The sequence below is a fragment of the Vibrio kasasachensis genome (assembly GCF_050337565.1).
Taxonomy (GTDB): Bacteria; Pseudomonadota; Gammaproteobacteria; order Enterobacterales; family Vibrionaceae; genus Vibrio; species Vibrio kasasachensis.
The window spans coordinates 59,750-86,579 of sequence record NZ_JAKJTB010000019.1 but is presented as its reverse complement, the minus strand read 5'-3'; the positions used below and the strand labels follow the sequence as shown (position 1 = coordinate 86,579).

The window sequence follows — 26,830 nt, the reverse complement described above, 5'->3', positions numbered from 1 at the left end:
GCCAGAGCTTAGCTCTGGCTTGTTAAATTAAAGCGTAAGTAGATAGTTTACGAGTTGGTTATATTCATCGAAGCTTTTGATTTTACTCGCCACAACGATGTATTTATTGTTGACGACTACCGCGGGTACACCACGGAGGGTACTGTTTTTAAACTGTTCGGTGTACTCTTCCAACTTCATTTCGACAGCTTTGCTGTTATACACCAAATCAAAAGCACCGGCACTTACACCATTATCAATGAACACTTGGCGCAATTCAGTTTCGCTTTGAGGTGCTTTACGTAGTACATGGATCTGCTCAAACATGGCTGGGATCATTCGTTCTTTAACCTGAAGTTGAGCCATTGTCGCGTACGCTTTCACCATTGGTTCCGCCATGTCGCCGCCCATGAAACCAACATGCACTTTTTCAAATGTGACATCGTCATTTAGTGCCGGTTTGAGGTTTTTAACAATGGACTCAAACTGGTAGCAGTGTGGACAGTAGAAAGAAAAATATTCTGTAACCGTTGGTGTGTCAGCTTTAGGTTCATTAATTACGGTGTAGTAATCACCTTCGGTGAATGTGGTTGCTTGAGCTGAAACTGCTAGCAGTAACAAAGCAAATAGAGTAAAGATTGTCTTCATAGTTTTAGTTCCCAATTTTAACTTTAAATAGAATGCGCGTGCGCTTAAGCACGAGGTGAATCAATTAGGGATAATTGGATTGGAGGGCGAAATAGCGTTTGAATTCGACTCACTGCTTTATCTATATTGTCTTGCCCAATTGGAGCGATAGAGGTGGGGGCAAGTTGTAGAGCATAGTGCGTGGGCTCGAAAGGTATCTTCATTACGCATACGGAAGAACAGCTTTGGTGTTCAACTTTAACGTGATGACTCATAGCATCAGATGCACTTGAATCTGGGCACTTTGAGTGGGATGCTTCAATGAAGCTTGTATCTTGAACGTGAGGAGGCAGTTTGCTATTGGCTTGCACAACATTGACGGCGCTTAGCCACAATAGGCAAAAAGCACTAAACAGAGCGATCAGTAACTGTCGATTTGTTTTTTGCATCAATGTGCAACCTCTATCCAATGAGCGATTATCTTACCTGATGGTGTTTCAAAAGGCACCCCATTTACATATCTAATCTCGGAGGATTAAATCTGTAGATGGGGTGACATTATTTCAAAGGGCATCCTACTGCTGAACGAGAGTTAGACCGCTCGGCAATGCGTCACCAAATACACGTTTTGATTCGGTAGCAGAAAGCTCTTTCACTTCTGCCACTAATTCAAGCCAAGACTCTGGTACTTTGCTTTGCTTCAGTTTCGCCAATACCTGCTGGCGGCAATCATCAGAGATATCAAATAATCTATCTCCTGTTTTACGGCAAATCATAACTGCCGCAAAAGCGATCATTGGCTCTTTTTGCCAATTTTGTTCAAGCAGTTCTGGTAGCCATTGCTCTGCCTGCTCACGGCTAACCACATTATGCTGGCTACCATAAAGCGGCGTTCGTGAAGCCAATCGCCCTAGTGCCCACCAATGCGCTTGTTGGTATTGGTTGTGGTTAATAGCTTTACTTAAGAACCAGCTACTGAGTAAGACTTTATCTTCCACATCTAAGTGCTCAAGTGATGCGGCTAAACGTACCATTGACTCATAACCCATATCTTGTGCAGCTTTTGCCGATTGGGGGTTCTTCATTGCGCCAGGATGTAAGTACTTAGCGATATCCGCTAATATGATTTCTTGTTGCTCTTGGCTTAAACCGCCAGCAATACGACGCCAGAATACCCACCAGTCAGTCCAACCTTGGTGATTCTTAAATTGAATACCTTGCTGGTATAAGTTCCAAACCTGCTCGATACGCCAGCCATCGGTGGCGTCGCCAAAGCCTGGGCGTAAGGCAAAGCCAGCCAAACGTAGCCAGTTTTTCTCATGTTGTTCTGAACGACGACGACGTTTTCGCCCCGTAGCAAAAGCATCAAATAGTTGGCGTAGCGTGAAAAAGTCCCACTCATCACGTTGACCCAAGCGTTTTTCTAGCGCTTTCGCCAGTGTTTTGATTTCGTTGTTTTCCGCACTCTTTTTGTTGGCACTATAGATGCGGCTAATCAGATCTTTACACTCGTTAAGGCGCGGGTGTTGGCTCTGCTCTTGTTTATCTACTTGTTGATTACGAACTTCAAACTCAAGCGCCCAGCGTTTGCTTTCATCTTGCGTGGCAACGCATTCCATTTTCAACGTGCCAACTTCGGTTAGCTGACAAGCTAGTAGCACTTCTACGCGCTCTTTTTGGTTGGCATGCAACTCGACCCCTTCACCATCTAACGTTGAAATATACGGTGGTAGTGGTTGGAATAAATCGGGGTCGACATTAACCATAACACCATTTTGAATCGCCGTTTGGTTACTCAAAGTATCGTGAGTGGAGGTCAGAAGGTTAAAGCGTACAGGCTCACCTAAAGTCAGCGAGAAGCGGCGTCCGCTTAAGCGAATTTCGTGACCTTCTTCAGTCCCTTTCGCTAGCAAGCAGAGTGCTTTACCTAATTTATTTTTTTCCTGTAGATGTAAGAAATAAGAACGCGCGGCACCGCCACCGATTTTAAGTTGTGCACCTCGGCGTGCTTTACTAAATGCGACAGCGCCTAAAGCAACAGACCAATCTGGGTGTGGATTATCCAGTACGGTAATATCACCGCCACGCCAGTTTTTGAGCAAGGTAGTGACACGGTCAGTGATAAGCTCACTGTTAAATACGCCACCGTTCAGCAGCAAACCGACAGGAATGGCGCTTTGTTTTTCATCTTCAATGCCTAGCGCAGCGCGAGAAACTTGCTGATGCTGGGTTAAAAACTCAGCCACGTGCTTACTCACTGCTGGGTCTGCTACATATGGTAGACCAAACTCCACCACCGCACTACGGCGTTTATCAGGCAGTTGGGTAAAGTCACTGATTGGGAAGAAGCCATCAAGCGCGATTTGGTGCACTTCGGCTTTGCTCAAATCTATACTTTTGGTACCACCAAGTAGTTTTGAGCCACTGCCGAGCATAGTAATTTTGACGTGTTCAGGTGCATTGGCTGAAAGCAGGTTCTCTTTGGCTTTACGCGTTTGTTGAATTAACTTAGTTAAGCTAGCCGCATTGAGCTTCTTGCTTGAGGTATTGTTATTCTGGGAAAGGCGACTTTCGGCGAGATGAGCTAATGCTAGATCGAGGTTGTCACCGCCTAGCATCAAGTGCTCACCCACACCGATACGATCGAGTGCCAGTTCTTCAGTATCACCATTCTCTGCAGCAAAACGCGCTTCAATTAAGCTTAAGTCAGTCGTACCACCACCGACATCGCAGACTAAAATCAATGGCAGTTCTTTTAGCTCGTCTGCGGCAGTTTGTTGATGGCGTGCATACCAGTCGTAGCACACTGCTTGTGGCTCTTCGAGCAGTACGATTTTATGTAAGCCTGCTAGTTCTGCTGCTTCAAGAGTCAGCTTACGTGCGGTTTCGTCAAAGGATGCAGGCACTGTTACTACGACATCTTGATCTTCGAGTTTGTTACTTGGGTGGCGGTAGTTCCAAGCTTGGCGAATATGGTTTAGATAGCTTGCACTAGCAATCAATGGAGACACTTTGTCTACATCAGTTGCGCCAGCCCAAGGCAGAATTTCGGAGCGACGATCAACCGCTTGATGAGAGAGCCAGCTTTTGGCACTTGATACTTGGCGACCTTCTACTTTCGCACCCAATTCACGCGCCCACTCGCCAATGATGACGTTATCGAGATCGCCAGCCACAGGCTGGTTTTGCCATGGCAGGGTTAAATCTGCTGCGGAGACTTGGCTAGTTGCAGGGTGGTAGCGAAATGAAGGCAGTAGTGGTTTGCGAACCACTTCGCCCGCACCAATTAATTGGTCAATGTCGAATAGGGATACTTGGGATTGTTGTAAGTTGTCAGTAATTTCACAGAATGCGACGACCGTATTAGTCGTACCTAAATCGATACCAACAAGAAAACGAGGAGAGCCCATAAATACATTCCTAGTTTATATACCTAGTTTGGATAGCAAAACGGCACCCATTTGGATGCCGCTTCTATTGATTACTCAGTTTGAGCGGCGTCTTCGCGCACATCAAACTCAACATGCCATTTCTGACCGTTGTCTGCGGCGATAGCTTCAAGGTAAAGCGTACCAAGTTCAGTCACACGAGAAGCGAGGGTTACCGGTACAACTTCACCTTCACTACGTCCTTCAGAGACGGGCAGGGTGACCTGAATTTCAGGTAACTCTTCTAGCTCTTCTGGCGCCCAATAATCGAGATGAGTACCCGCTAGATCATCACGGCGCACGGTTGAACCGAAAAATTGGAAGTTAACAGGCTGACCAATTATCAAACCAAATTCTTGGCTTGGCACGTCTGCACTTGATCCTTCTTCCATACCAAATGGTGCCACACACAGCGCTTCCATTGGAGGAGCCATTCCTGGGATAGCTGGCATCGCACTTTCAATACCCACGTAATAGCTTGAAGCTATACCACCGCGAATACGCACACCTTGTCCGCGGCGCACAGAGCCGTAGTATGACGCACCGCTTGCAACAGCAAGATCAAGATCAGTCCCAGTTAGGCGTTTTGGTAACTCTGCGTCTGCTTCAATCAACCATTCACCAATGGTTTCTTCCAAGCGGTTTGAAAGCAGCGTTGACTTCAATACACCACCGTTGAATAAAATGGCGGTTGGTTTGATAAAGTCAGTTGACGCTGCTGCGTTGCCACCCATGCCCGGCATGCCAGCAAATGGGTTGAACTCCTGTGCTGGTGCAGTTTCGCTTGATAGTGCATTTGCTTGTTTAGACAAGAATGCCGCAATATGGCGAGTAATGCCTGCATCTTGTGCGTAAGGCAGACCCATTTGCGTTAGTGCGCCACGGTTACGTTGTACTGGGTGCTCTGTAATCGAAACTTGCGGGAAGAAGCCATCAACTAATGTTTGCTGTACTTCTTGCTGAGTCAATTCGGTTTTTAGCGTTGCGCCAAGTAGTTTAGAACCACGGCTAGGCACAACGATAGGCACAGCTTGAAGCTCTATATCGTTAAGCAATGCTTCTTTTGCATCACGACATGCGTGCGTTATTGCTTGAACTTGCCATGGTTGTAGCTCTTTGCCTTCTTGCGCCAGTTTCATTTTAAGGCGGTAGGCTAAGGCCAAGTCCATGTTGTCACCGCCAAGTAGGATGTGTTCACCTACCGCGATACGATTCAAAGTTAGGTTACCGTCTTCTTCAGTCACTTTAACTAAAGAAAGGTCAGTCGTACCACCACCGATATCGATCACTAAAACGATATCACCAACGATAACTTGTTCACGCCACTTGTCGCCACTGTTATCAATCCAGTTGTAAAGTGCCGCTTGTGGCTCTTCCAATAGGGTTAGATGAGTCAGACCAATGTTGCGCGCCGCTTCTGCAGTAAGATCACGAGCTGCTGGGTCAAATGACGCAGGAACGGTAATAGTGATATCTTGCTGTTGTAGCGGGTAATTTGGATGCGTGTGGTTCCATGCCGCTGCTAGGTGTTCTAGGTAGAGCTCCGTCGCGCGCAGCGGTGAGACTTTTTCTACTTCTTCTGGGCTACCAGCAGGTAGAAAGGCATCGCGGCGGTTTACACCACCATGGCAAAGCCATGATTTAGCGCTAGCAATCAGGCGAATTGGTGTCTTCGCCCCAAGGTTACGTGCAATCGCACCCACTAAAGCTTTTGGTTCGCTTGACCACGGTAGCACGCGAGAAGATGCATCCATCTCACTTTCATGTGGTTGGTATAAGAACGACCCAAGTTGACTGTGTGTTTCGACCATGCCCGGAGCTGTAAGCTGAGGGATTGGCATCACTTCAACTTTGGCTTCTTCATCGCGAGTATCGAGGTAAGAAAGCACGCAGTGGGTGGTGCCTAAGTCGATACCGACGCTGAACACTGGTTGGTTAGTATTTATTGGCATATTTTCTGCCGGAGCAGTGTCTTGATATTCCATTACAGCTCAACCTCAGCAGGAGCAATGACAGAGGCATCGTAGTTTTCAGCCAGCTTTGGCAGCTTCATTTCGGTCGCTTTCCAGCCTTTATGTACCAGTGTGCCACTAAATGGCGCTTGACCAGTCACATTGCCTATTAGGCGAATTTGTTGTGAGTTGAAGTCAGCTTCAACAACGACGCGAGTTTCTTCATCTTCATTGCGGATGTGCTCTAGCGTTACGTAGTCAGCCAGTACTTTCTGACCGCCAGTGTGAATAACGCGAGCCGCAGCTCCAACATCTTCATCTGAGAATGAAGTAAGGTCTTCTTTTAGGAAATCGATTAGGCGAGCCTCTTGCTGCATGATGGAGAGCAACTGCATTGCAGAGTCAGTGCTTGCGGTTGCCAGTTTTGATTCAACTTCGACAACTTTCTCAATCACTTTTTCAACTTCAACGATTTTCTCAACTTCAACGATTTTTTCGACCGGTTTTTCAACCTCAACGATTTTCTCAACGGGCTTTTCGATGACTTTCTCAATCACTGTAGATTTGCGTGAAACCGCAACGAGAAGTAATAGAACACTTGATGCAGTAAGACCTGCATGCAACATATCGAACGTTTGAGGAATCATTTGTAAATCGAACGTCATGACAATTCTCTTTATAGGTTAGAGTTCAAGTTATGATTGAATAGAACTTGGGCTAAAAGCTAGTAATCACAAGTAAATTGGGGTGGATGGTATCACATTCAAGTACGGAAGCTTGTAGAAATGGCATAAGAAATAGTATAGCCAGCACTGGTTGATTCGTTTTTGAGCAAGGTTTTCTTATAAGTCGATAAAACGCCGCTAATTTGGTACTAATGAGTGAGCTAGGGAAAGAAAAGTTTTAGTACTTGGTAACTTGGGAGTATTATGTCGCCCCACGAATAGATAGCGTAAACATGACTGAATGAAGATTGTTTTTGATAAGAAATGGTTATACACAGCATTGACCTTTTGGGTCACTATGTTGGTAACCTGTGTTGTCGCAATTTACTCTTATCAGATGCAAATCAATTATGGTAAGCGCCTGTTTGAAAGCCTGGCGCAAAGGCAAACTGAGATACTCAAAGAGTTCGTTAATAATGATTTGGACCAAATAGGTACAGGCGCTAACTTCTTCTATTCTACCAGTCGCGATGAGTGGAGTAATTTTGACACCTTTGCGGAACAAGTTATGACTTCTTCCCAAACCTTAGTCACCTTGCAATGGATGGAACGGGTAGAAAAAGACGATATTCCTCAGTATCTTGCTAAGGTTCGTCTCGACCAACCTGATTTTCGTCTTTATACCATCCCCAAAGACGCCCCCGTCACTCATGGTTACATCATGCAAGCCGATGAACCCATTTACGTCGCTCGAGATATCTACCCGGAAAATGATATTAATAAGAAAGTATTGGGTTTTTATGATTCACGTCTGCGTTTTCAGTTGGTTATCGATAACATGCGCTTTCAGCAGAAAGTCAGTGTTTCTGACAAAGTCCGGCTGTTGCAAGATGGGCTCACTAAAGATATGAAGAAAGATGGTATGTTGGTTTATCACCCTGTATTTAATAGAGGCGATGACCAGCAACTTATTGGTGTGGTGATCGGTGTTATTCGTACCTCACATTATTTTGACGGTTTGATGACGCGAACAGCAGCGAACCGACAACTTGAAGTCAAAGTGAATGATCTTGGCTTTGACGCTGAAGATGATTCAGTGCTATTTGAAAGCAAAAATTGGACGACGACCAAAGGATTTGAACTCGACACCATCATTCAACTGCCGAATCGTCAATGGAAGGTCAGCTTTCGCTTAACCGAAGATAATACTGCAAACGATAAACTTATATTGAGTGCAATTGTATTTGGCGGTTTTGTCATCGCTATTCTTCTCAGCTATATCGTCTTTCTTCAAGTACGTGCACAGTCGCATTTAGCATCACTTTTGGAAACGCGGACCGAAGAATTACGCTTCCTCGTTAACCATGATGCGTTAACTGGGCTATATAATCGTCGTGCGTTCAATGAATTTATTACGCAAGCCATTGATAAAGACCGCGAGTTCACCTTGATTGGTTTCGATGTTGATCGGTTTAAGTACATTAATGATAACTATGGTCATCCCGGTGGCGATCAATTGCTCCGCCATGTGGCGGCGACTGTTGAGGAGTGCATTAATCCTGACGACTTGTTAGTGCGATTGGGTGGCGATGAATTCTGTATTATCAGCCAAGTAGTAAAGCGCGTTGATTTACAGGCATACTTGGAAACCATTCGTGCTGTGATGTGTGAACGTAAAACTTTGCTTGGTGGGCACATGGTGACTTGCACTTTGAGCATTGGAGCGGCTATCCGTGTAGGTGAAGACGCAGAACAAATCATGCAAATCGCCGATGCCCAACTCTATTTCAGTAAGAATTCCGGGCGCAATAAAGTCACAATTGCTGAATAACTGGTCGAACAGAGAGCCGTAGGGTAGACCCAAGCTTGGGTTAGTTGGTAGTTTACGGTAGAATTTTACTTGTTAGTTTAGAACCTCATCGGGCGAGTTATGAATCACAACCGTATCGTTTGTTTCGATTTAGAAATGTGTTGCTGGAATAAAGACGGCGTTGGAAGCACTGGCGAAATTATCGAAATCGGCTTGGCAGAAATCGATTTAGTTAAGGGTGAAATAGTCAAACGCGCTCAGTATTATGTAAAGCCAGAGCATGATGAAGTGTCGTTGTTTTGTGCAGAATTGACTGGCATCACACCACGTAAAATTGAGAAACAAGGACGACCGCTAGCTGAAGTGATCAAATCGATGATCAAAAATTTCGGCGGCTCGAAGAAAATTTATGCTGCTTGGGGGCGAGATGATTTAGTGCTTGCTAAAGAGTGTGCAGATAAAGGGCTTGATGTACCTTTCAACGAGTACATTAACCTTGCCACCTTGTACCGTATTCAACATCGTCTAAAAGATAAGCGTATTGGCCATAAAGCGGCGCAAGAAGCAAAAGATATTGAGTGGGAAGGGCGGCAACATTCTGGTTATGTGGATGCATACAACTTGGCAAAGTTGGCGTTGACTATGTTTTAGTTGCAGACCTTGAAATAAAAAAGCGAGCCGAGAACTCGCTTTTTTATTGCCTGATGACTTTGATGTGCGCTGCTATGACTTGCCATGTCCTTGCGTGATCGAGAGTTTTGCACGAATAAATTCACTATGGTCAACATAAAGTAATTCGGCGCTTTTACGTATTACTGCATCTTCGAGTGGATCGATTTCACCATCAGCATGGGCAACTTCCCACATCGCTTGTATAAGCGCATATCGCGTCTCTTGGCTGAGATCGCGTAGTTGTGAAGTAAATTCATACAAGGATGAAGATTGTTTCGATTGTGTCTCAGCTCGATTGAGCAGAATATCGGTCTGGGTAGCGTCTAAACTGAGTAATCGACCCACTAATTGTTTCTTTGCCGCGATCTCATTGTCTTCAATTTGATGATCGGCGCCAGCAACTTCATACAGTAAACATGCGATCGCTAAGTTTGGATCGGCTTTGTGTTGCTCACCTAAATCGTGCCCTTCGAGCAATTGCTTAAATAGTCTGGTAATTGAATTGAGCATAATGTTCGCCACTAATTTTAAAGTTCTTAGTTCTATACATAGTGGCGTTTTATATGGATCACAAGCTTTCGTGTGTTGGAGGAAAGTGAATACTATTTCCTTCGCCGGTCAAAATCGAGATTTCACATGGCTTTCCGTATGAGTCCAATTTCAATTCACCCACAGCACTGCTATTAACTAAGCGACGTGAACTCGGGGTATCAGGATCACGCTTGAAGACTTTTAATCGCTTGCGTTTGGTTAAATAGTTAAGTGGCGAACGAGGCGAATATATCGCGCGATCGATACGATCGCAGATACCGAGTAGCGGTTCAGGGAATTGGTTTTTAAAACCACTACAGGTAATTTGGTAAATGTTTGGGCTCGATTTTCTAAATCTAAGTTTGATGTCGTAAGCAAATGAGTAGTGTACATCGCCAGACAGAATCACAAAGTTGGTGGGGGTTTTTGTGTGGGTAAATATACTTAAAAGTGTGTTGGCACTGCCGGGATGCGCCATCCAGTTTTCAGCATCTATCAGTAGTGGTTGTCGAAGTAAGGTCATGCTTTTTTGCAATGCTTCGATAAATTTAACCCCAAACATGGGCGCGGCAGAGACCACCACAACTTTGTCTTGATGCATTAACTCTTGCTGAAATTCAATCAACGCTTCCCAATCCATCAAGCCTGAGGGTTTATTCATACGTGATTCTGAGCGCCAACGGCGGGTTCGCGTATCCAACACAACAACTTTAGGTGATGTGTGGATGGTATAATGCCATTTCTCGAAGCTATATAAATATTGAATTAGCTCGTCATGTGCTTGAGCCTCAACGTTGTCACCAAGTGGTTTTGCAACAAATCGTCCAGCCAAATTCCATAGTTCTTGAGGAAAGTTGTCGGGTTCGTTTCCCCAACCTTGGCAAAGCCAATAAGCGAGCAGACCGTTCCCAATAATGCGTTTTGCAAATGCATTTTCGTATGCCGCTTTCTCCCAACCTACCGTTAAGTTCCAATCATCGGTGACATCATGGTCATCAAATATCATGTAGGTCGGTATGTGAGCCATTAAGCGTGCGGTGTTTTTAAGTCCTGCGACAAATTGCTCAATTTGCGTTTTCTCAGCTCGCCAATGCTTAATTGTGACTGCCGAGAAGGCTTGTCCACCATGAGTAAACCCTTGTTCCTCTAAGCGGTTGATGTTGATGCAGCGCCATAATGCAGGGGACCACACGAGCAAGTACATCGCGATGAATTCACTAAAAGTGATCAGGTGATTCTCACATTCTCGCGAGCTAAACACAGGGGTATATTTTGGTAGTAGAAAACGATTTAGCCAGTGGCTATTGTCATTGTAACTTGGCAGCAGTTTGTCACGTTGGTAATAGCAGTGAGGGTGCGCGAAAAGCTCTTGGCTATTTTCAATCGGCGCTGCAAAAAATTGCTCTTCCTGTAAACCAAGTAAATCACAGACTTGATGAATGGCGTCGAGCATTGGTCCTGCTACGTGATCAGCGTAGATCTGATCACCACTCATTAGCAAGATGTCAGGTCGCTCTTCTAGTGTTTGATTTGAAACTTTCAAATCTGCTTGAATCAGCGCATCTTTGGCTGGGTGGTGTGGATTACGGCACGATCCATGTAACAGGTAGTCTGCTTGCGTTGAAATGCGAAAGTTTGGGCGAGTTTCATCTTTGTACAGTATCTCGGGCTGCAGTTGTGAAAGCTTGCCGTGTTGAGTGACAAATTCATAACTGAGCGCGATGTTGGCAGGAAAATGCCCCTTAAACTGAGCCAAAACAACGTGTGCTTTGTCTCCAAGTTGTATTTGTTTACAGCTTGATAAAGATGCTTCAAAAATGATTCCCTGCTCGGCTTCGGCATAAAGTTGAAAGCAGCCTTGAATCGGTTCTCGAGTTACCAACCAGAGAACTAATTCATCTGGCGTGGATTTGCGGAGAATAGGACCAGCTAAAACTAGCGGCAAAGTTTGGTTGTCGCTCATGGGTAACACGAATGCACCTTATTGGGTTTTGTGTAACGGCTTAAACCGTTTCAGTATGGAGAGAAGTAGTTTGCTGATCGTCTAGAGTTTGTTCATTCTCTTCCAATATTTCAATCACTTCACAGCTATTGAGTTCATGCCCAAGCAAAAACAAGGCTAAAATTGCATCTGTTTTACTATTAACGTCGGAGCTCTCTGTAATTATCTGGTCGATTTTTCCTCGAATCATCTCTATTTCATGTTCGACGAAGCCTCGGGCTTCTTCTGCTTGAATATCTTCTGGCGCGTTGTCAAACTCTAGAAACAGTACGTCCTCGACAATTGAAGTCGCTACAAGCTGTTCGGGTAACCATTCGTCTCCAGTGACTACATCAAGATCTGGATTGACAGGAAAGGTGTCGAGTAAATTCTTCAGTTCAGAAACTTTCACAATTCTTTGCATTTAGAGGGTGTATGTTCTTATATTAACGTCGATCGTCAGTGAAACATAAGAACAAAGTCGCTGATCCAACAAAAATAATTACCTTTTGGCTAAAAAAATGACAACTTTTAACTCGCTTCCACTTTTTTCGGTAATTTTGATAGCAATTTGCACGATTTCAAATGATGCTCAAGCAGCCCCAAAAGCCCAAGTAGAACAGGAATGGGGTATTGCTGCTATGTATCGATTAGCCAGCGTACCATTTGACACGGCTGTTGGTGACCAAAGTGTCGCGACTTTTGTACCATCGATGTATTTCAATAATGATTACGTTTTCATCGATGGCTTAGAAGGGGGCGTGCATGTCGCCAACTGGCAGGAAAATGCCTTTGAGCTTAATGTGCTCACTCGTATGCGCTTTGTTGATATTCCCGCTTCAATACAAAATGCAGATCAAGGTGATACCGCTGATTTTGGACTTCAAATTCGACATCAATTGAATGAGACTTGGCACATTGACTGGGAGTTAATGGGGGATGAAGATACCCGTTTGCACTCGAACCTGCGTGCAACTGCGGAGTATGAGTTTGGGAATTGGGAGTTAAAACCTCACTTAACCTTGCGCTACAAAGAAGCAGACTTTAACAGCCAGTATTACGCATTTAGCGAGTTCACAGATCAAACCATTGGTGCAGGTGTGGATGTGAATATTGGTATTGATGCTCGTTATCACGTTGCATCTAATTTGTATTTGTTAGGTTCAACCAGCATCACACGACTTGATGACAACGCTTATCACTCAAATGCGGTTGTCGATCGTTATGAAGGCGAAGTATTTGTTGGGTTTGGCTTTTTCAATGATAAAACCAAACCGCGTAAATCTGAGCTAAGTAATCAGCGTTACTTGCGAATTGCTCATGGCTGGGCGACGCCATCCAACATTGGCGATATTCTTGCCTTGGAGCGTGAAAAAGATCCCTACAATAACCAACTTACATCCGTATTCTATGGTCATCCTTTAACCGATGAACTGTTTGGTTACCCGATTGATATCTTCTTTACTCCGGGGCTCGTCCATCATTGGTCGTCTGAGGTTCAAAATGCCAGTACTGAATACGTGGCAGCGATCAAAGCTTATGTGACAATTGATTGGCCAACACGTTGGCGCTTTGGTATCGCGGAGGGCATTTCGTATATCGATAACATTACCTACATCGAAGGTAGTGAAATGGCGCGTAAAGGATATACACCAAGTAATTTGCTTAACTACTTAGATTTCTCATTTGATGTGAACGTCGGTGAATTGATGAGTCAGTCAGACTGGAAGAATGTATGGGTTGGCTACTCATTGCATCATCGCAGTGCTATTTTTGAAAAAGCGTCGCAATTTGGTCGAATCAAAGGCGGCAGTAACTACAACACCATTTACATCCAGTTTGATTTTTAACCAGTAACCAATGAACTGTTGCGAATGCCCATCTTCACTCCTGTGTCGATGGGCGTTTTAGTATTATTTTGTGATACAATCCATGCAGTTTTGATAAAGAAAAATAGGAAACGCTTTGACTTCGTCACAGCCGAAAAAAACGCAGCCTAGCGAACAGAAAGTGCAGGCAAACAACGCCACGTCTCTACGTAAAGCGTTAGAACAATGTATGTTGCGTGATCGCTTCCGTTTGAGTAAGCGAATCTCTGGTGCGAGTAAAATAAATAAAGAAGCGTCACGAAATGTGGTGTTTGATGAAATCGCACTTGATATCGCAAAATCGATGATGGAAGTAGAGTTACGTCACTCACAACCGATCACGATCGAATACCCTGAACTGCTCCCTGTTAGCCAAAAGAAAGACGATATTGCCAAGGCCATTGCGGAAAACCAAGTGGTTATCGTTGCAGGTGAAACAGGCTCGGGTAAAACCACGCAATTACCTAAAATCTGTGCCGAGCTTGGGCGCGGTAAATTTGGATTAATCGGGCATACTCAGCCTCGTCGTCTTGCTGCACGTTCAGTGGCGAATCGTATTGCGGAAGAGATGAAAACCCAATTGGGTGAATTTGTCGGCTATAAGGTTCGATTTAACGATCAGATCTCTGATAAAACTCAAATCAAACTGATGACAGACGGTATTCTACTGGCTGAAATCCAGCATGATCGGTTTTTGAATCAGTACGATACGATCATCATCGATGAAGCACACGAACGTAGCCTTAACATCGATTTTATTCTGGGTTATTTGAAAGAACTGCTGCCGCGTCGCCCTGATCTTAAAGTGATCATTACCTCGGCAACTATCGATCCAGAACGCTTCTCAAAGCACTTCAGAAATGCGCCAATTATTGAAGTATCAGGGCGTACTTACCCTGTCGATACGCGATATCGTCCACTAAGTGGCGATGACGATAGTGACCGTGATCAATTGGAAGGTATTTTTGAAGCGGTAGATGAGCTTTGTGATGAAGGTTTTGGTGACATCCTAATCTTTATGAACGGTGAGCGTGAAATACGTGATACCGCTGATGCCTTATCGAAGCGTAATCTAAAAAGCACCGAAATTGTGCCACTTTACGCGCGTCTCTCCTCGGGTGAGCAAAACAAGATTTTCCAACCTCATGCAGGCCGCCGAATCGTGTTGGCAACTAACGTTGCAGAAACCTCATTAACGGTTCCTGGCATAAAGTATGTCATTGACCCGGGTACGGCGCGTATCAGCCGTTACAGCTACCGCACCAAAGTACAGCGCCTACCGATTGAGCCGGTATCACAAGCCAGTGCTAACCAGCGTAAAGGTCGTTGTGGTCGTGTGGAAGAGGGTATCTGTATTCGTCTTTACTCAGAGGACGATTTCAACTCGCGCCCTGAGTTTACCGATCCGGAAATTCTGCGTACCAACCTTGCGTCCGTTATTCTGCAAATGACCGCACTTGGTTTGGGCGATATTGAAGCCTTCCCATTTGTTGAAGCGCCAGATCAGCGCAATATTCAAGATGGTGTCAGGCTGCTTGAAGAGCTAGGGGCAATTCACCCTGAAGTAAAACAAGCGAAGAAACGATTGACACCGATTGGTCGCCAATTAGCGCGTTTACCTATCGACCCTCGATTAGCGCGTATGGTGCTTGAAGCGCCAAAGTACGGTGCATTAAAAGAGATGATGATTATCGCGTCGGCATTGTCGATCCAAGATCCTCGCGAGCGTCCAAGTGATAAGAAGCAGTCGTCGGATGAAAAGCACCGTCGGTTCTTCCATGAAGATTCTGACTTTCTGACTTTCGTCAATTTGTGGGATCACATCCAAGCACAGCAAAAAGAGTTATCGGGCAGTCAGTTCCGCAAACAATGTAAGCAAGAGTTCCTCAGCTACCTGCGCGTTCGAGAATGGCAAGATGTTTACTTCCAAATTCACCAATCAATGCGTGAAATGGAGTTTAAGCTAAACAGCGAGCCGGCGAATTATGAAAGCGTACACAGTGCTATTTTAGTTGGCTTGCTGTCTCATATTGGTATCAAAGACCAAGAGAAAAGTGAATACCAAGGCGCCCGCAATGCCCGTTTTCATATCTTCCCAGCATCGGGTTTGTTTAAGAAGCAACCTAAATGGGTGATGTCGGCGGAGCTGGTGGAAACGTCAAAGCTCTGGGGACGCATCATTGCCAAGATTCAGCCTGAATGGATTGAACCGTTAGCTAAGCACTTGATTAAGCGTAGCTATAGCGAACCACATTGGTCGAAGAAACAAGCCGCGGTTATGGCTCACGAAAAAGTGATGCTATATGGCATCGCCATTGTTCCCAAGCGTTTAGTCAACTACAGCAACATAGACTCAACCATAAGCCGTGAAATTTTCATTCGCAGCGCATTAGTCGAGGGTGAATGGGAAACCAAACATGCCTTCTTCAAACAAAACCGCAAATTGCTGGAAGAAGTTGAAGAGTTAGAGCATAAGTCACGTCGTCGTGACATTTTGGTGGATGACGATGAGCTGTTTGATTTTTACGATCAACGCGTAGGTACTGAAGTTGTATCAGGTAAACATTTTGATACTTGGTGGAAAAAGGCATCGAAAGAAAGCCCTGAATTGCTTAACTTTGAAAAAGAGATGCTATTCAGAGGGGATGCAAGCCACATAACGGATTTGGATTATCCGAACTTCTGGTACCAAAATGGCATCAAACTCAAATTGAGCTACCAGTTCGAACCTGGCGTAGATAGTGACGGTGTCACCGTTCACCTGCCATTGCCGATTTTAAACCAAGTAGAACCCGCAGGGTTTGATTGGCAGATCCCAGGCTTGCGGCATGAGTTGGTGGTGAGTTTAATTAAGTCACTACCTAAAACACTGCGCAAGAACTTTGTGCCTGCACCTAACTATGCTGATGCTTTCTTAGCGCGTGTAACTGCAATGGAAATGCCATTGCTGGATGCGATGGAAAAAGAGCTGCGCCGCATGACGGGTGTTGAGCTGCTTCGTGAGGATTGGAAACTAGATCAAGTGCCAGAACACTTAAAAGTGACATTCCGCGCAGTCGATCACCGCAATCGCAAGCTTAACGAAAGTAAAAACCTTCACGAGTTAAAAGAGAGCCTTAAAGAGAAAGTACAGCAGACGCTTTCTAAAGTGGCTGATGATGATATTGAACAGCAAGGTTTGCGTACGTGGAGCTTTGGTGAATTGCCTAAGGTGTATCAACAAAAACGTGGTGGCTATGACGTTCGAGCTTACCCAGCGATTGTTGATAACAAAGATAGTGTCGAAATTAAGCTATACGAGACCGAACAAGAACAGGTTTCCGCGATGCGTGCAGGTCAGCGCCGGTTAGTGCTACTAAACGTACCTTCGCCAATTAAGTATTTGCACTCTAATTTGCCGAATAAATCAAAACTTGGTCTGTACTTTAACCCGTATGGCAGAGTGATGGACCTTATTGATGACTGCATTTCTTGTGGTATCGATAAGCTAATTGAAGAGCAGGGTGGCTTGGTGTGGCAAGCGGATAAGTTTGAAGCGATGAAAGAACAGATTCGCGGCGAACTGGGTGATACTGTGGTGGACATTGCTCAACAAGTCGAAACTATCTTAACCACGGCTTTTAACATCAATAAAAAACTCAAAGGTCGAATTGATTTCACCATGGCGTTTGCGCTGTCAGATATCAAAGCACAGGTTGAAGGGCTGATATTTAAAGGCTTTGCGACTGAGTGTGGCTGGAAGCGCCTGCCTGATATTCTGCGCTATATGCGTGCCATTGAGCGTCGCATGGAAAAACTGCCAATTGATCCAAATAAAGATCGTTTGCACATGTTAAGGATTGAATCAGTAGCAAGTGATTACAAAGAACTACTGAACAAAATCCCTAAGGGCATGGAAGTACCGGAAAACGTCAAAGAAATCCGTTGGATGATTGAAGAGCTGCGAGTTAGTCTGTTTGCCCAACAACTCGGCACGCCGTATCCAGTTTCTGACAAGCGTGTCAAAAACACGATTGACGCTTGTTAGATAGCTAACTTATTCACCCTGTTAAAGTTTTTCACTTTAACGGGGTTTATTTTACCTGCTGTTTACACGGCGGTATATAAATTGCATTATTTTACGCAAAATGCTGCTATGTCAGAGATCCGGCAATGCGTTGCCGAGCTCACGAAAATTATAAGAGAAGGTTAATTATGAAAAAAACACTACTCGCTCTAGCACTACTTGGTGCATCTGCGACTGCTTCAGCGGACTCATGGATTTACGGTGGTGCGAGTGCAGGTAAAGCTGACCTCGGTAATGAGTCTTCAACTTCATACAATGTACACGTGGGTACGGGTATCTTGCCATTCATTGGTCTAGAAGCTGGCTACCAAAACTTTGGCGAATTTGACAACGTTAACTACGCTGGTCAAACACGCGATCTTGAAGGTTCAGCCGTTTACTTTGCTGCAAAACCAAGTATCGACTTGGGTCCTCTGCACGTTTATGCCAAAGCGGGTGTACACTCTTATACGCTTGAAAGTAAGAGCGGTAACTTCAAAGAAGATGAAGTTGATATGATGTATGGTGTTGGCGCAGAATACTTCTTAATGGGTCCGGTTTCTGTTGGTGCAAGTTACAATGTTTTCTCAATGAAAGAAGAAGACGTTAAAAACTTCACTCTTAACGCGACTTTCCACTTCTTATAATGCGTTAAAAGCTATTTTATGAGCCCAGCGATTCGCTGGGCTTTTTTGTCGACGAAATATCAATTATTTCTGTGTTGCCGCCTTCATTGATGAGATGAAACCGCTCAGAATCTCCAGCATTTTCTTTGGATCAGCTTGATTTGTTTCGATGATTTTCACCACAGCCGAGCCACTAATCGCCCCAGCGGCACCGGCATCAATTGCTTGTTTAACTTGCTCAGGGGAGGAGATGCCAAACCCAAGGAGAGCGGGTGGTGCATCAAATTGGTTCAATCTCTCTAGCATATCGCTTACTGGCATATTCGCTTTGGTTTCTGCACCAGTAACACCAGCACGAGAAAGTAAGTAGGTGTAGCCACTGCCAAGTTGCGCCACCGATTCCAATGTTTTATCACTCGCGGTTGGTGGGGCGATAAAGATAGGGTGGACACCGAACTTTTCTGCTGCTGCAACAAACTCTGCACTTTCGTTAGTCGGAACGTCAGCGATTAAAACCGAGTCGATCCCCGCATCGGCACAACGTTGGTAGAAGTTTTCAATGCCACGAGAAAACACTAAGTTGGCATACATTAATAAACCAATCGGCAGTTGTGGAAACTCAGCACGGATTTTACTAATTAATTCAAAGCAAATATCCGGTGTCGCACCGGACTCTAATGCACGAATATTAGCCCCTTGAATGGTAGGGCCGTCGGCGAGAGGATCAGAAAAGGGCATGCCCAGTTCAAGCGCATCAGCACCTGCGTTGACAAGCGTACGCATGATTTCTAGCGATAGCTCTGGGTTTGGGTCACACACGGTAACAAAAGGAACAAATGCACCTTGGTTTTGTTTGCCTAGCTGGTCAAACATCAGTTGATAACGGTCCATTAGAACACTCCTTTTTCTTCAAGAATAGCGTGAACGGTAAAGATGTCTTTGTCACCACGACCGGAGAGGTTAACCACTAAAAGTTGCTCTTTGTCTGGGTTCTCACGTGCCATGCGCAGTGCATGAGCCAACGCATGAGCAGATTCGAGGGCCGGGATGATCCCTTCGCTACGTGCTAGTTCTTGGAAAGCATCCAGTGCTTCGTCGTCCGTTACGCTGTCATACTCAGCTCGACCTGTTGAATTGAGATGAGCGTGTTGTGGACCAACTGATGGGAAATCTAAACCCGCTGAAATGGAGTAAGACTCTTCTACCTGACCATTTGGGTCTTGCATTAGTGGTGCCTTCATACCAAAGAAGATCCCCGTTTTACCATGTTTGAGCGGCGCACCGTGTTGGTCAGTATCAATGCCTTTACCAGCCGGTTCTACACCAATTAGGCGCACACCTTTGTCTTCAATAAAGTCGGCAAACATGCCAATAGCGTTAGAACCGCCACCCACACAGGCAATCAGTGCATCAGGTAGGCGACCTTCGCGCGCTAGAATTTGATTTTTAGTTTCTTCTCCAATCATACGCTGGAAATCACGAACGATAGTTGGGAATGGGTGAGGACCTGCTGCTGTGCCTAATAGATAGTGCGCCGTTTCGTAGCTACCAGACCAATCACGTAGTGCTTCGTTACAGGCATCTTTTAATGTTGCTGAGCCTGAGTGAACAGGGATCACTTCAGCACCCATTAGCTTCATACGAAATACGTTCGGGCTTTGTCTTTCTACATCTTTTGCACCCATGTAAACACGGCATTTTAAACCGAGCAGAGCACAGGCAAGCGCCGTAGCAACGCCATGTTGTCCGGCGCCTGTTTCAGCGATAATTTCATTTTTACCCATGCGTTTTGCCAGTAGTGCCTGACCTAACACTTGGTTGGTTTTATGAGCGCCCCCATGAAGGAGATCTTCGCGTTTCAAATACAGCTTGGTTTTTGTTCCTTTGGTTAGGTTGCGCGTGAGCGTTAATGCAGTAGGGCGCCCCGCGTATTCTTGCAGCAGTGACATAAATTCACCGCGAAACTCAGGGTCTGCTTGTGCATCAATAAACGCTTGCTCTAGTTGATCTAGCGCAGGCACCAAAATTTGCGGAACGTACTGACCGCCGTATTCGCCAAAATAGGCATCTAACTTTGCCATTGCTTTCTTCCTTAATATTCTCTGATTGCCGCAAACGCTTGTTGCAACTTAACTAGATCTTTCTTGCCCGGTGCGCTTTCAACGCCTGAATTTAGGTCTAAGCCTAGGCAGCCCAATTGGCTGGCTTGTTGGGCATTATCTGAAGATAAACCGCCCGCTAGCATCACTTCTTCAGTGCAGCCAATTAACGACCAATCAAACACTTTTCCAGTGCCGCCACTTTGGTTACCTACTTGGGCATCGAGTAAGTGACGGTCGATATTTCTCGACAGACGGGTGACTTTTTGGTCGCTTACACCATAAGCCTTCCAAATTTCAATGCTCTTTGGTAGCTGGATTCGCAGAACGTCAACGTATTCTTGTGATTCACAGCCATGTAGCTGTACTGCCGACAAATTTAAATGAGTGGCAATTTCGACCACGATCTCCGCAGGGTGGTTTTGGAACACGCCGACGTAATTTAACGGAGCGCCACTCATCACCAAGCGCGCATTTTCTGGGCTGACATAGCGTTTAGAAGCTTCAACAAAAATAAGCCCACCAAAGACTGCACCCGACTGATAGGCTTTTGCTGCATCTTCAGGGTGGGTAAGCCCACAAACTTTGTTTTGTCCCAATGTAACTTTACGTACGGCGTGGACAAGGTTGTCTTCAGCCATTAAAGAGCTGCCAATTAAAAAGCCATCGGCAAACTGAGCCAGTTCACGTACTTGTTGATGAGAATAAATGCCAGACTCTGAAATTACGATCGCATCGGGAGCAAGTTGACGAATAGTGGGCGCCAACTCTTTAGTTCGATTCAAATCGGTGCTTAAATCACGCAGGTTGCGGTTATTTATACCAATTACCTTTGCGTTGAGTTTCACCGCCCGATGAAGTTCTTCCTCGTTACTCACTTCAGTCAATACGCCCATATCAAGTGAATGAGCTACGTTTGCTAACGCTTGGTACTGCTCATCATTTAATACCGAGAGCATCAGTAGAATCGCATCAGCATGGTAGTGTCGTGCTAAATAGATCTGGTAACTGTCGATCATGAAATCTTTACATAAGATTGGCTGGCGAGCTTGGCGACGAACCTGAGGTAGGAAATCAAAACTACCTTGGAAATACTTTTCATCGGTGAGTACTGAAATCGCGTCAGCATGCAGATCATACGTGGAGGCGATGTAATCCAAGTTAAAGTCATCACGAATCAAGCCCTTTGATGGAGAGGCTTTTTTACACTCCAAGATAAACGCGGTTTTACTGCCACTGAGCGCTTGGTAAAAATCGCGATCAGCAGGTAGCAGTGATGCTTGAAAGCTATCTAGCGGTTGCGTTTTCTTACGCTCATCTACCCATAGGTATTTATCGCGTACAATTTTCGCGAGCACTTCGGCCATCTGCGCTTCTTGTGTTGAAACGTGTTGGGATAGTTTGTCTGATTGCTGTGTCATAATTCGCCCTTATCCGCGTGCTGCCAGTTGTTCAACCAGCTTAAATGCTTTACCGGAATTCATCACATCTATTGCTTGTCGCGTGTTGGCTTTTAAATCTTCATGACCAAATAGGCGCATGAGCAACGCAACGTTTACTGCAACCGCCCCAAGCTGAGCGTCAGTACCGCGACCGGTGAGAATGTTCGTGATGATGGCTTTATTCTCTTGCGGATCGCCACCTTTAATTGCCTCAAGTGGGAAGCGTTCGACACCAAAATCTTCAGGTGACAGAGTGTACTCATGGATCTTACCGTCTTTGATTTCAGCTACGCTGGTGTCACCGTGAATCGCGACTTCATCAAGCCCGCTACCATGTACAACCGCGGCGCGCTTCATACCCATCTTGAGCATGGTTTCGGCGATAGGACGCACCAGTTCTTCACTGTAAACCCCCATTAACTCAATATTGGGACGAGCTGGATTGATTAGCGGACCAAGGATATTAAAAATAGTGCGCGTTTTCATGGTTTGGCGAACAGGCATCGCATGACGAACACCACCATGGTATTGAGGAGCAAATAGGAAAGCGACCCCCAATTCATCGACGGCTTTACGGGTATCGTCGGCACTCATGGCTAAGTTAATGCCGAACGAATCGAGTAAGTCTGAAGAACCTGATTTACTCGATACGCTGCGGTTGCCATGCTTTGCTACTTTTAATCCACACGCAGCGGCAACAAATGCAGCGGTGGTAGAAATATTGATCGTGTCGTGCCCATCGCCACCAGTGCCTACGATATCGGCAAAATCGTATTCTGGACGAGGAAATGGACGGGCATTTTCTAGTAGTGCTTTCGCCGCACCTGCGATTTCAGCTGGCGTCTCCCCTTTAATTTTTAGGGCCGTAAGTGCTGACGCCATCAAAATTGGGTCTAATTCGCCTCGGATAATAATATCGAAAAGCTGCTGGCTCTCTTGTTCCGTTAGCGATTGCTGGTCGTATAGCTTGTTTATGATCTGATCCATGATCTTCTCCTTATCCTTTTGTTCGCTCTAATGCCCATTCAATGGCATTGGCGAGTAACGTCGCTCCATAAGTGGTCATGATTGACTCAGGGTGAAACTGGAAGCCACATACCTTGTCTTGCTCCTGCACGACGGACATGACCAACCCATCTACCTCAGCCGTCACGGTTAAACCTTCTGGGATTTGTGTCGCCACTAAAGAATGGTAGCGCGCAATGGCCAGTGGAGAGGGTAGCCCGCGGTATGTAGTGTGGTTTTGGTGTTCCATCATTGAAATCTTACCATGCACAATTTCACCCGCTCCGGCAACTTTTCCACCATACGCTTCAACAATAGCCTGATGACCTAGGCAAATACCGATGATTGGCACCTTGCCTTTTAAACGTTTAATTAGTTCTGGCATACAACCGGCATCGGCAGGTGCGCCCGGTCCGGGAGAAAGCACGACTAAAGGTTTTGGCAGGTTAAGTATCGCTTGCTCAATAGTGTGTGCGGGGATGTTGTTACGGTAGATCGTCACGTGATGACCAAGGGTTCGAAACTGATCCACAAGGTTATAAGTAAACGAGTCAAAGTTGTCGATAAATACGATATTCGCCATTTGAAATTGCTCCTTTAACCGCGTTTGTGCGCGACTTGAATCGCTGAAATCACCGCTTGTGCCTTACCGCGAGTTTCATCAGCTTCTGATTGTGGATCAGAATCGAAGACCACACCGGCTCCCGCTTGAACTTGAGCGATTCCGTTCTCGACATACGCAGAGCGAATTACAATACAGGAATCCAACGTTCCTTCGCCGGTGAGATAACCTACTGCACCACCATAGCTGCCTCGGCGTGCTTGCTCTACATCGCGAATCAATTGCATGGCACGAATTTTAGGTGCGCCAGTTAATGTGCCCATATTCATACATGCTTGGTAAGCATGCAGTGCATCTAGATCGTCACGCAGTTGACCAACAACACGCGAAACAAGGTGCATCACGTGGCTATAACGGTCAACTTTAAGTAGATCGGCTACGTGGCGGCTGCCTGCTTGAGAAATTCGAGCCACATCGTTACGTGCAAGATCGACTAGCATCATGTGTTCAGCGTTTTCTTTTCCGTCAGTGCGGAGTTCAAGTTCAATGCGGCTATCAAGGTCAAAATCAATCTCGCCATTTGGTCGTTTACCGCGTGGTCGAGTGCCCGCGATAGGGTAGATCTCGACTTGATTGGTGTCTGTTTCGTATTTCAATGCACTTTCTGGTGATGCACCAAACAGAGTAAATAGCTCATCTTGCATGTAGAACATGTAAGGGCTTGGGTTACTCCGCTTTAGTTCTTTATATGCAGCAAGAGGAGAAGGGCATGGCAGCGTAAAACGGCGTGAAGGTACCACTTGGAATACATCGCCTTTAACTACGAATTGCTTTAAATCACGAACGGTTTGGCAAAAGTCGGCGTCTGAGACGCTTACCATTGGTTCCAAATTATCAACTTTTTCTGCCGCAGGTAGCAGTTTTGGTGCTGAGCATGCCTGCGAAATTTCGAGCAATCTTTTTTCTATGGCAGCTGCGCTGCTTTGCGCATCAAAACGGGTGGCTTGTAGTTGGCAGCTTTGTGTTTGGTGATCCACTACCAATAGAGTCTCTGCAACATAAAAGACATAGTCAGGGCATTGGTTAGTCGCTTTTGCAGAGCCTAGCGGCTCAAAGTTGGCAACTAAGTCGTAGGCAAACAGCCCGCCAAGGAACAATGCATGTTTGTTTTGATGACGGAGATCGAAGCTGTTTTGAATGAGACGAAGCGCATCAAAAGAAGAAGCCTCGCGAAGGCGAGAGTCTTCGTCCAATGTATTACATGCTTCACTGAAGTTAAGGGTTAAACAATCAGGTCGGTGCTCAAATTCGATAGCCGGATTAATGTTGTGTTTGATATGAAAGAGCAGCGCTTTACCGTTGTCGGTTAGTGCAGTCATCTTCACTTGATGACCGAAACAAACAATGCGTACAGCGGAATCGACAATCAATAGGCTTTTAAGGTTCTGTTTAGAATCAATCTCAGCAGACTCTAATAACAAACTGTCGGTCTTGTTTTCGCACAAAGAATGAAACAGGCTGGTAGGATCCGCTGAATAAGGAACCTCAGTATGAATAACATCCAGTTTAGCGAGTTTATTTATCGTAATGGTCTTATTCACAAGACCTCCTTATCAAATTTGTATTCCTTTCTGTTACACAGTCTCGCATAAAGAAAACGTTGACCCAAACTCATGTGGTGCTGATTCGTTTGATCTTTAAACAATTGGATGTGAGATGCGCAACAAAACAAAAAGCCCGCTATAGTTAGCGGGCTTTGCGATTTAGTGATTTATCGTACTGGCGATAAATTAAAAGTACACGTTAGCCCACCAAGAACTTGTCCAAGTGCGCCACCAAGTTAGCTCTGACATCTTTTGTTCAGATGAGATCAAAGTCACTTTTGCTTTTTGCTTTTGGTTAAATTCTTGTAACATAGCGTGTCTTACAAATTAGTTAGTAATTGCGTACTAGTTAACTAGTATTTTTATTCACTGTCAACCCTTAAGAATTAAATATGCGAATTGATTTACACAGCCACACTACGTCCTCAGATGGTAGGCTTAGTCCAGAAGAGCTGGTTGATCGCGCCGTAGGCTTTGATCTCGATGTTTTAGCGATCACCGATCACGATACAGTTGCTGCTTTAGCAACTGCGAAACAATACGTGGCTGATAACGATCTTAAGTTAAAGATTATTAATGGTATTGAAGTCTCAACGGTATGGGAGAACAAAGACATCCATATTGTTGGCTTGAATATTGACCCGCAAAATCCAACACTGCAAAACCTCATCACTGAGCAACAACAGCGCCGTGTAGTGAGAGCGGAATTGATGGCCGAGCGATTAGAGAAAGCGACTCGAGCAGGAGTGTATGAAGAGGTGTGTAAAATAGCCGATGGTGCACCGATCACTCGTGCTCATTTTGCTGTTTGGTTGGTTGAAAATGGTTACGCCAAGACTATGCAGTTGGTGTTTAAGAAATATCTAACACGCAACAACCCCGGTTATGTCCCACCTAATTGGTGTTCAATGTCAGAAGCGGTTGCCGCCATTCACGCCGCCGGTGGGCAGGCAGTATTGGCACACCCAGCACGATATGACTTGACCGCTAAGTGGATAAAGCGCTTAATCACAGCGTTTGTTGAGGCGAACGGTGACGCGATGGAAGTTGCACAGCCGCAACAAGCACAACAAGAACGACGCAACTTGGCTGATTATGCTATACAATACAAACTATTAGCATCCCAAGGTAGCGACTTCCATTATCCTTCTCCTTGGATGGAGTTAGGACGAAATCTCTGGTTGCCATCCGGCGTTGAACCAGTATGGAAAGATTGGGGTATCGAGCCTTCACATTCCGATACCACACAGAGCTAAGCTCTATTTATGAGGAATTACCATGAGCCAGTTTTTTTATGTGCATCCTGAAAACCCACAGGCTCGCTTGATAAACCAAGCGGTAGCAATCATTCGTAATGGCGGGGTCGTGGTTTATCCAACTGACTCTGGTTATGCACTTGGCTGCCAGCTTGAAAATAAACAAGCGCTAGAACGTATTTGCCAGATTCGTCGTTTAAACGAAAAACATAACTTCACATTGCTGTGCCGTGACCTTTCGGAGATATCACTGTACGCACGTGTGGATAATACCGCATTCCGTTTGTTGAAAAACAACACGCCAGGTCCTTACACCTTTATTTTTAAAGGCACTAAAGAAGTACCGCGTCGTTTGATGAATGCTAAGCGTAAAACAATCGGTATTCGTATTCCGGATAACCGTATCGCACTGGATTTATTAGAAGCACTGGGTGAGCCTCTGATGTCGACATCATTGATTCTGCCGGGTAATGATTTTACTGAATCAGATCCTGAAGATATCCGTGATAAGTTGGAGCATGCTGTTGACGTAATTCTTAACGGTGGTTACCTTGGGGAACAGCCGACAACGGTGATTGACTTTAGCGAAGATGAAGCTCAAGTTGCGCGTGTTGGCTCGGGTGATCCGGCACCATTTGAATAGAATAAACGCTGTTATGAACAGCGAATATTTGGTGC

Annotated in this window: 22 protein-coding genes and 1 other annotated feature; of the genes, 7 read left to right on the top strand and 15 right to left on the bottom strand. The window is 45.3% G+C overall.

Features of this window, described 5'->3' with window-relative positions; genetic code table 11:
- Positions 1-27: 27 nt before the first annotated feature.
- From L4C38_RS16005 to L4C38_RS15985, 5 genes are all read right to left on the bottom strand, one after another.
- Positions 28-627 (bottom strand): thiol:disulfide interchange protein DsbA/DsbL, encoded by a 600-nt coding sequence (locus L4C38_RS16005; protein WP_428798560.1) that lies wholly within the window; start codon positions 625-627, stop codon positions 28-30.
- A 44-nt stretch (positions 628-671) separates the two neighbouring features.
- Entirely contained in the window at positions 672-1,055 is a 384-nt protein-coding gene (locus L4C38_RS16000) for a hypothetical protein (protein ID WP_428798559.1), read from the bottom strand.
- A 126-nt stretch (positions 1,056-1,181) separates the two neighbouring features.
- Positions 1,182-4,016 carry an Hsp70 family protein gene (locus tag L4C38_RS15995; RefSeq protein ID WP_428798558.1) on the bottom strand — a complete coding sequence of 945 codons (2,835 nt, stop codon included), beginning with the start codon at positions 4,014-4,016 and terminating at the stop codon, positions 1,182-1,184.
- A gap of 71 nt (positions 4,017-4,087) precedes the next feature.
- The gene (locus L4C38_RS15990; RefSeq protein ID WP_428798557.1) at positions 4,088-6,019 is read right to left on the bottom strand and encodes an Hsp70 family protein; all 1,932 of its coding nucleotides are present in this window, start codon (positions 6,017-6,019) and stop codon (positions 4,088-4,090) included.
- The gene (locus L4C38_RS15985; RefSeq protein ID WP_428798556.1) at positions 6,019-6,651 is read right to left on the bottom strand and encodes a DUF2760 domain-containing protein; all 633 of its coding nucleotides are present in this window, start codon (positions 6,649-6,651) and stop codon (positions 6,019-6,021) included. Before L4C38_RS15985 ends, L4C38_RS15990 begins: the two co-directional genes overlap by 1 nt.
- 301 nt (positions 6,652-6,952) lie before the next feature.
- On the opposite strand from L4C38_RS15985, the gene L4C38_RS15980 reads away from it, so the two are divergent.
- Entirely contained in the window at positions 6,953-8,482 is a 1,530-nt protein-coding gene (locus tag L4C38_RS15980; protein ID WP_428798555.1) for a sensor domain-containing diguanylate cyclase, read from the top strand.
- Positions 8,483-8,581: 99 nt separating this feature from the next.
- Positions 8,582-9,112 (top strand): 3'-5' exonuclease, encoded by a 531-nt coding sequence (locus L4C38_RS15975; RefSeq protein WP_428798554.1) that lies wholly within the window; start codon positions 8,582-8,584, stop codon positions 9,110-9,112.
- Between the two features lie 72 nt (positions 9,113-9,184).
- On the opposite strand, the gene L4C38_RS15970 is transcribed toward L4C38_RS15975, so the two are convergent.
- From L4C38_RS15970 to L4C38_RS15960, 3 genes are read right to left on the bottom strand one after another with little or no spacing between them, the layout of a single operon-like run.
- A complete protein-coding gene (locus L4C38_RS15970; RefSeq protein WP_428798553.1) occupies positions 9,185-9,643 on the bottom strand; it encodes a tellurite resistance TerB family protein in 459 nt (152 codons plus the stop codon).
- A 58-nt stretch (positions 9,644-9,701) separates the two neighbouring features.
- On the bottom strand, positions 9,702-11,627 hold the full coding sequence (locus L4C38_RS15965) for a metallophosphoesterase family protein (protein ID WP_428798552.1): 1,926 nt from the start codon (positions 11,625-11,627) through the stop codon (positions 9,702-9,704).
- 40 nt (positions 11,628-11,667) lie between these two features.
- Positions 11,668-12,069: a VC1380 family protein gene (locus L4C38_RS15960; protein ID WP_428798551.1), complete on the bottom strand. Its 402-nt coding sequence runs from the start codon at positions 12,067-12,069 to the stop codon at positions 11,668-11,670.
- 97 nt (positions 12,070-12,166) lie between these two features.
- Here L4C38_RS15960 and L4C38_RS15955 point away from each other — a divergent pair, with 97 nt between their 5' ends.
- From L4C38_RS15955 to L4C38_RS15945, 3 genes are all read left to right on the top strand, one after another.
- Positions 12,167-13,495, top strand: coding sequence for a MipA/OmpV family protein (locus L4C38_RS15955; RefSeq protein ID WP_428798550.1), 1,329 nt, complete (start codon positions 12,167-12,169; stop codon positions 13,493-13,495).
- Between the two features lie 115 nt (positions 13,496-13,610).
- Positions 13,611-17,540 (top strand): ATP-dependent RNA helicase HrpA, encoded by a 3,930-nt coding sequence (hrpA, locus tag L4C38_RS15950; protein ID WP_428798549.1) that lies wholly within the window; start codon positions 13,611-13,613, stop codon positions 17,538-17,540.
- Positions 17,541-17,707: 167 nt separating this feature from the next.
- Positions 17,708-18,205 carry an outer membrane beta-barrel protein gene (locus L4C38_RS15945; RefSeq protein WP_428798548.1) on the top strand — a complete coding sequence of 166 codons (498 nt, stop codon included), beginning with the start codon at positions 17,708-17,710 and terminating at the stop codon, positions 18,203-18,205.
- A 63-nt stretch (positions 18,206-18,268) separates the two neighbouring features.
- On the opposite strand, the gene trpA is transcribed toward L4C38_RS15945, so the two are convergent.
- From trpA to trpL2, 7 genes are all read right to left on the bottom strand, one after another.
- Positions 18,269-19,075 carry a tryptophan synthase subunit alpha gene (gene trpA / locus L4C38_RS15940; RefSeq protein WP_428798547.1) on the bottom strand — a complete coding sequence of 269 codons (807 nt, stop codon included), beginning with the start codon at positions 19,073-19,075 and terminating at the stop codon, positions 18,269-18,271.
- Positions 19,075-20,265 (bottom strand): tryptophan synthase subunit beta, encoded by a 1,191-nt coding sequence (gene trpB, locus L4C38_RS15935; protein WP_428798546.1) that lies wholly within the window; start codon positions 20,263-20,265, stop codon positions 19,075-19,077. Before trpB ends, trpA begins: the two co-directional genes overlap by 1 nt.
- Positions 20,266-20,276: 11 nt before the next feature.
- Positions 20,277-21,704 carry a bifunctional indole-3-glycerol-phosphate synthase TrpC/phosphoribosylanthranilate isomerase TrpF gene (gene trpCF / locus L4C38_RS15930; protein WP_428798545.1) on the bottom strand — a complete coding sequence of 476 codons (1,428 nt, stop codon included), beginning with the start codon at positions 21,702-21,704 and terminating at the stop codon, positions 20,277-20,279.
- Between the two features lie 9 nt (positions 21,705-21,713).
- Positions 21,714-22,712: an anthranilate phosphoribosyltransferase gene (gene trpD / locus L4C38_RS15925; protein ID WP_428798544.1), complete on the bottom strand. Its 999-nt coding sequence runs from the start codon at positions 22,710-22,712 to the stop codon at positions 21,714-21,716.
- Between the two features lie 10 nt (positions 22,713-22,722).
- A complete protein-coding gene (locus L4C38_RS15920; protein ID WP_428798543.1) occupies positions 22,723-23,313 on the bottom strand; it encodes an aminodeoxychorismate/anthranilate synthase component II in 591 nt (196 codons plus the stop codon).
- A 14-nt stretch (positions 23,314-23,327) separates the two neighbouring features.
- Positions 23,328-24,893: an anthranilate synthase component 1 gene (locus tag L4C38_RS15915; RefSeq protein ID WP_428798542.1), complete on the bottom strand. Its 1,566-nt coding sequence runs from the start codon at positions 24,891-24,893 to the stop codon at positions 23,328-23,330.
- 126 nt (positions 24,894-25,019) lie between these two features.
- Positions 25,020-25,136: a sequence feature (Trp leader region), on the bottom strand.
- On the bottom strand, positions 25,083-25,208 hold the full coding sequence (gene trpL2 / locus L4C38_RS15910; RefSeq protein WP_428798541.1) for a tryptophan operon leader peptide: 126 nt from the start codon (positions 25,206-25,208) through the stop codon (positions 25,083-25,085). (Overlaps the previous feature by 54 nt.)
- Positions 25,209-25,288: 80 nt before the next feature.
- Here trpL2 and rnm point away from each other — a divergent pair, with 80 nt between their 5' ends.
- Entirely contained in the window at positions 25,289-26,152 is an 864-nt protein-coding gene (rnm, locus tag L4C38_RS15905; protein ID WP_428798540.1) for an RNase RNM, read from the top strand.
- A gap of 22 nt (positions 26,153-26,174) precedes the next feature.
- Positions 26,175-26,795: an L-threonylcarbamoyladenylate synthase gene (locus tag L4C38_RS15900; protein WP_428798539.1), complete on the top strand. Its 621-nt coding sequence runs from the start codon at positions 26,175-26,177 to the stop codon at positions 26,793-26,795.
- Positions 26,796-26,830: the final 35 nt, after the last annotated feature.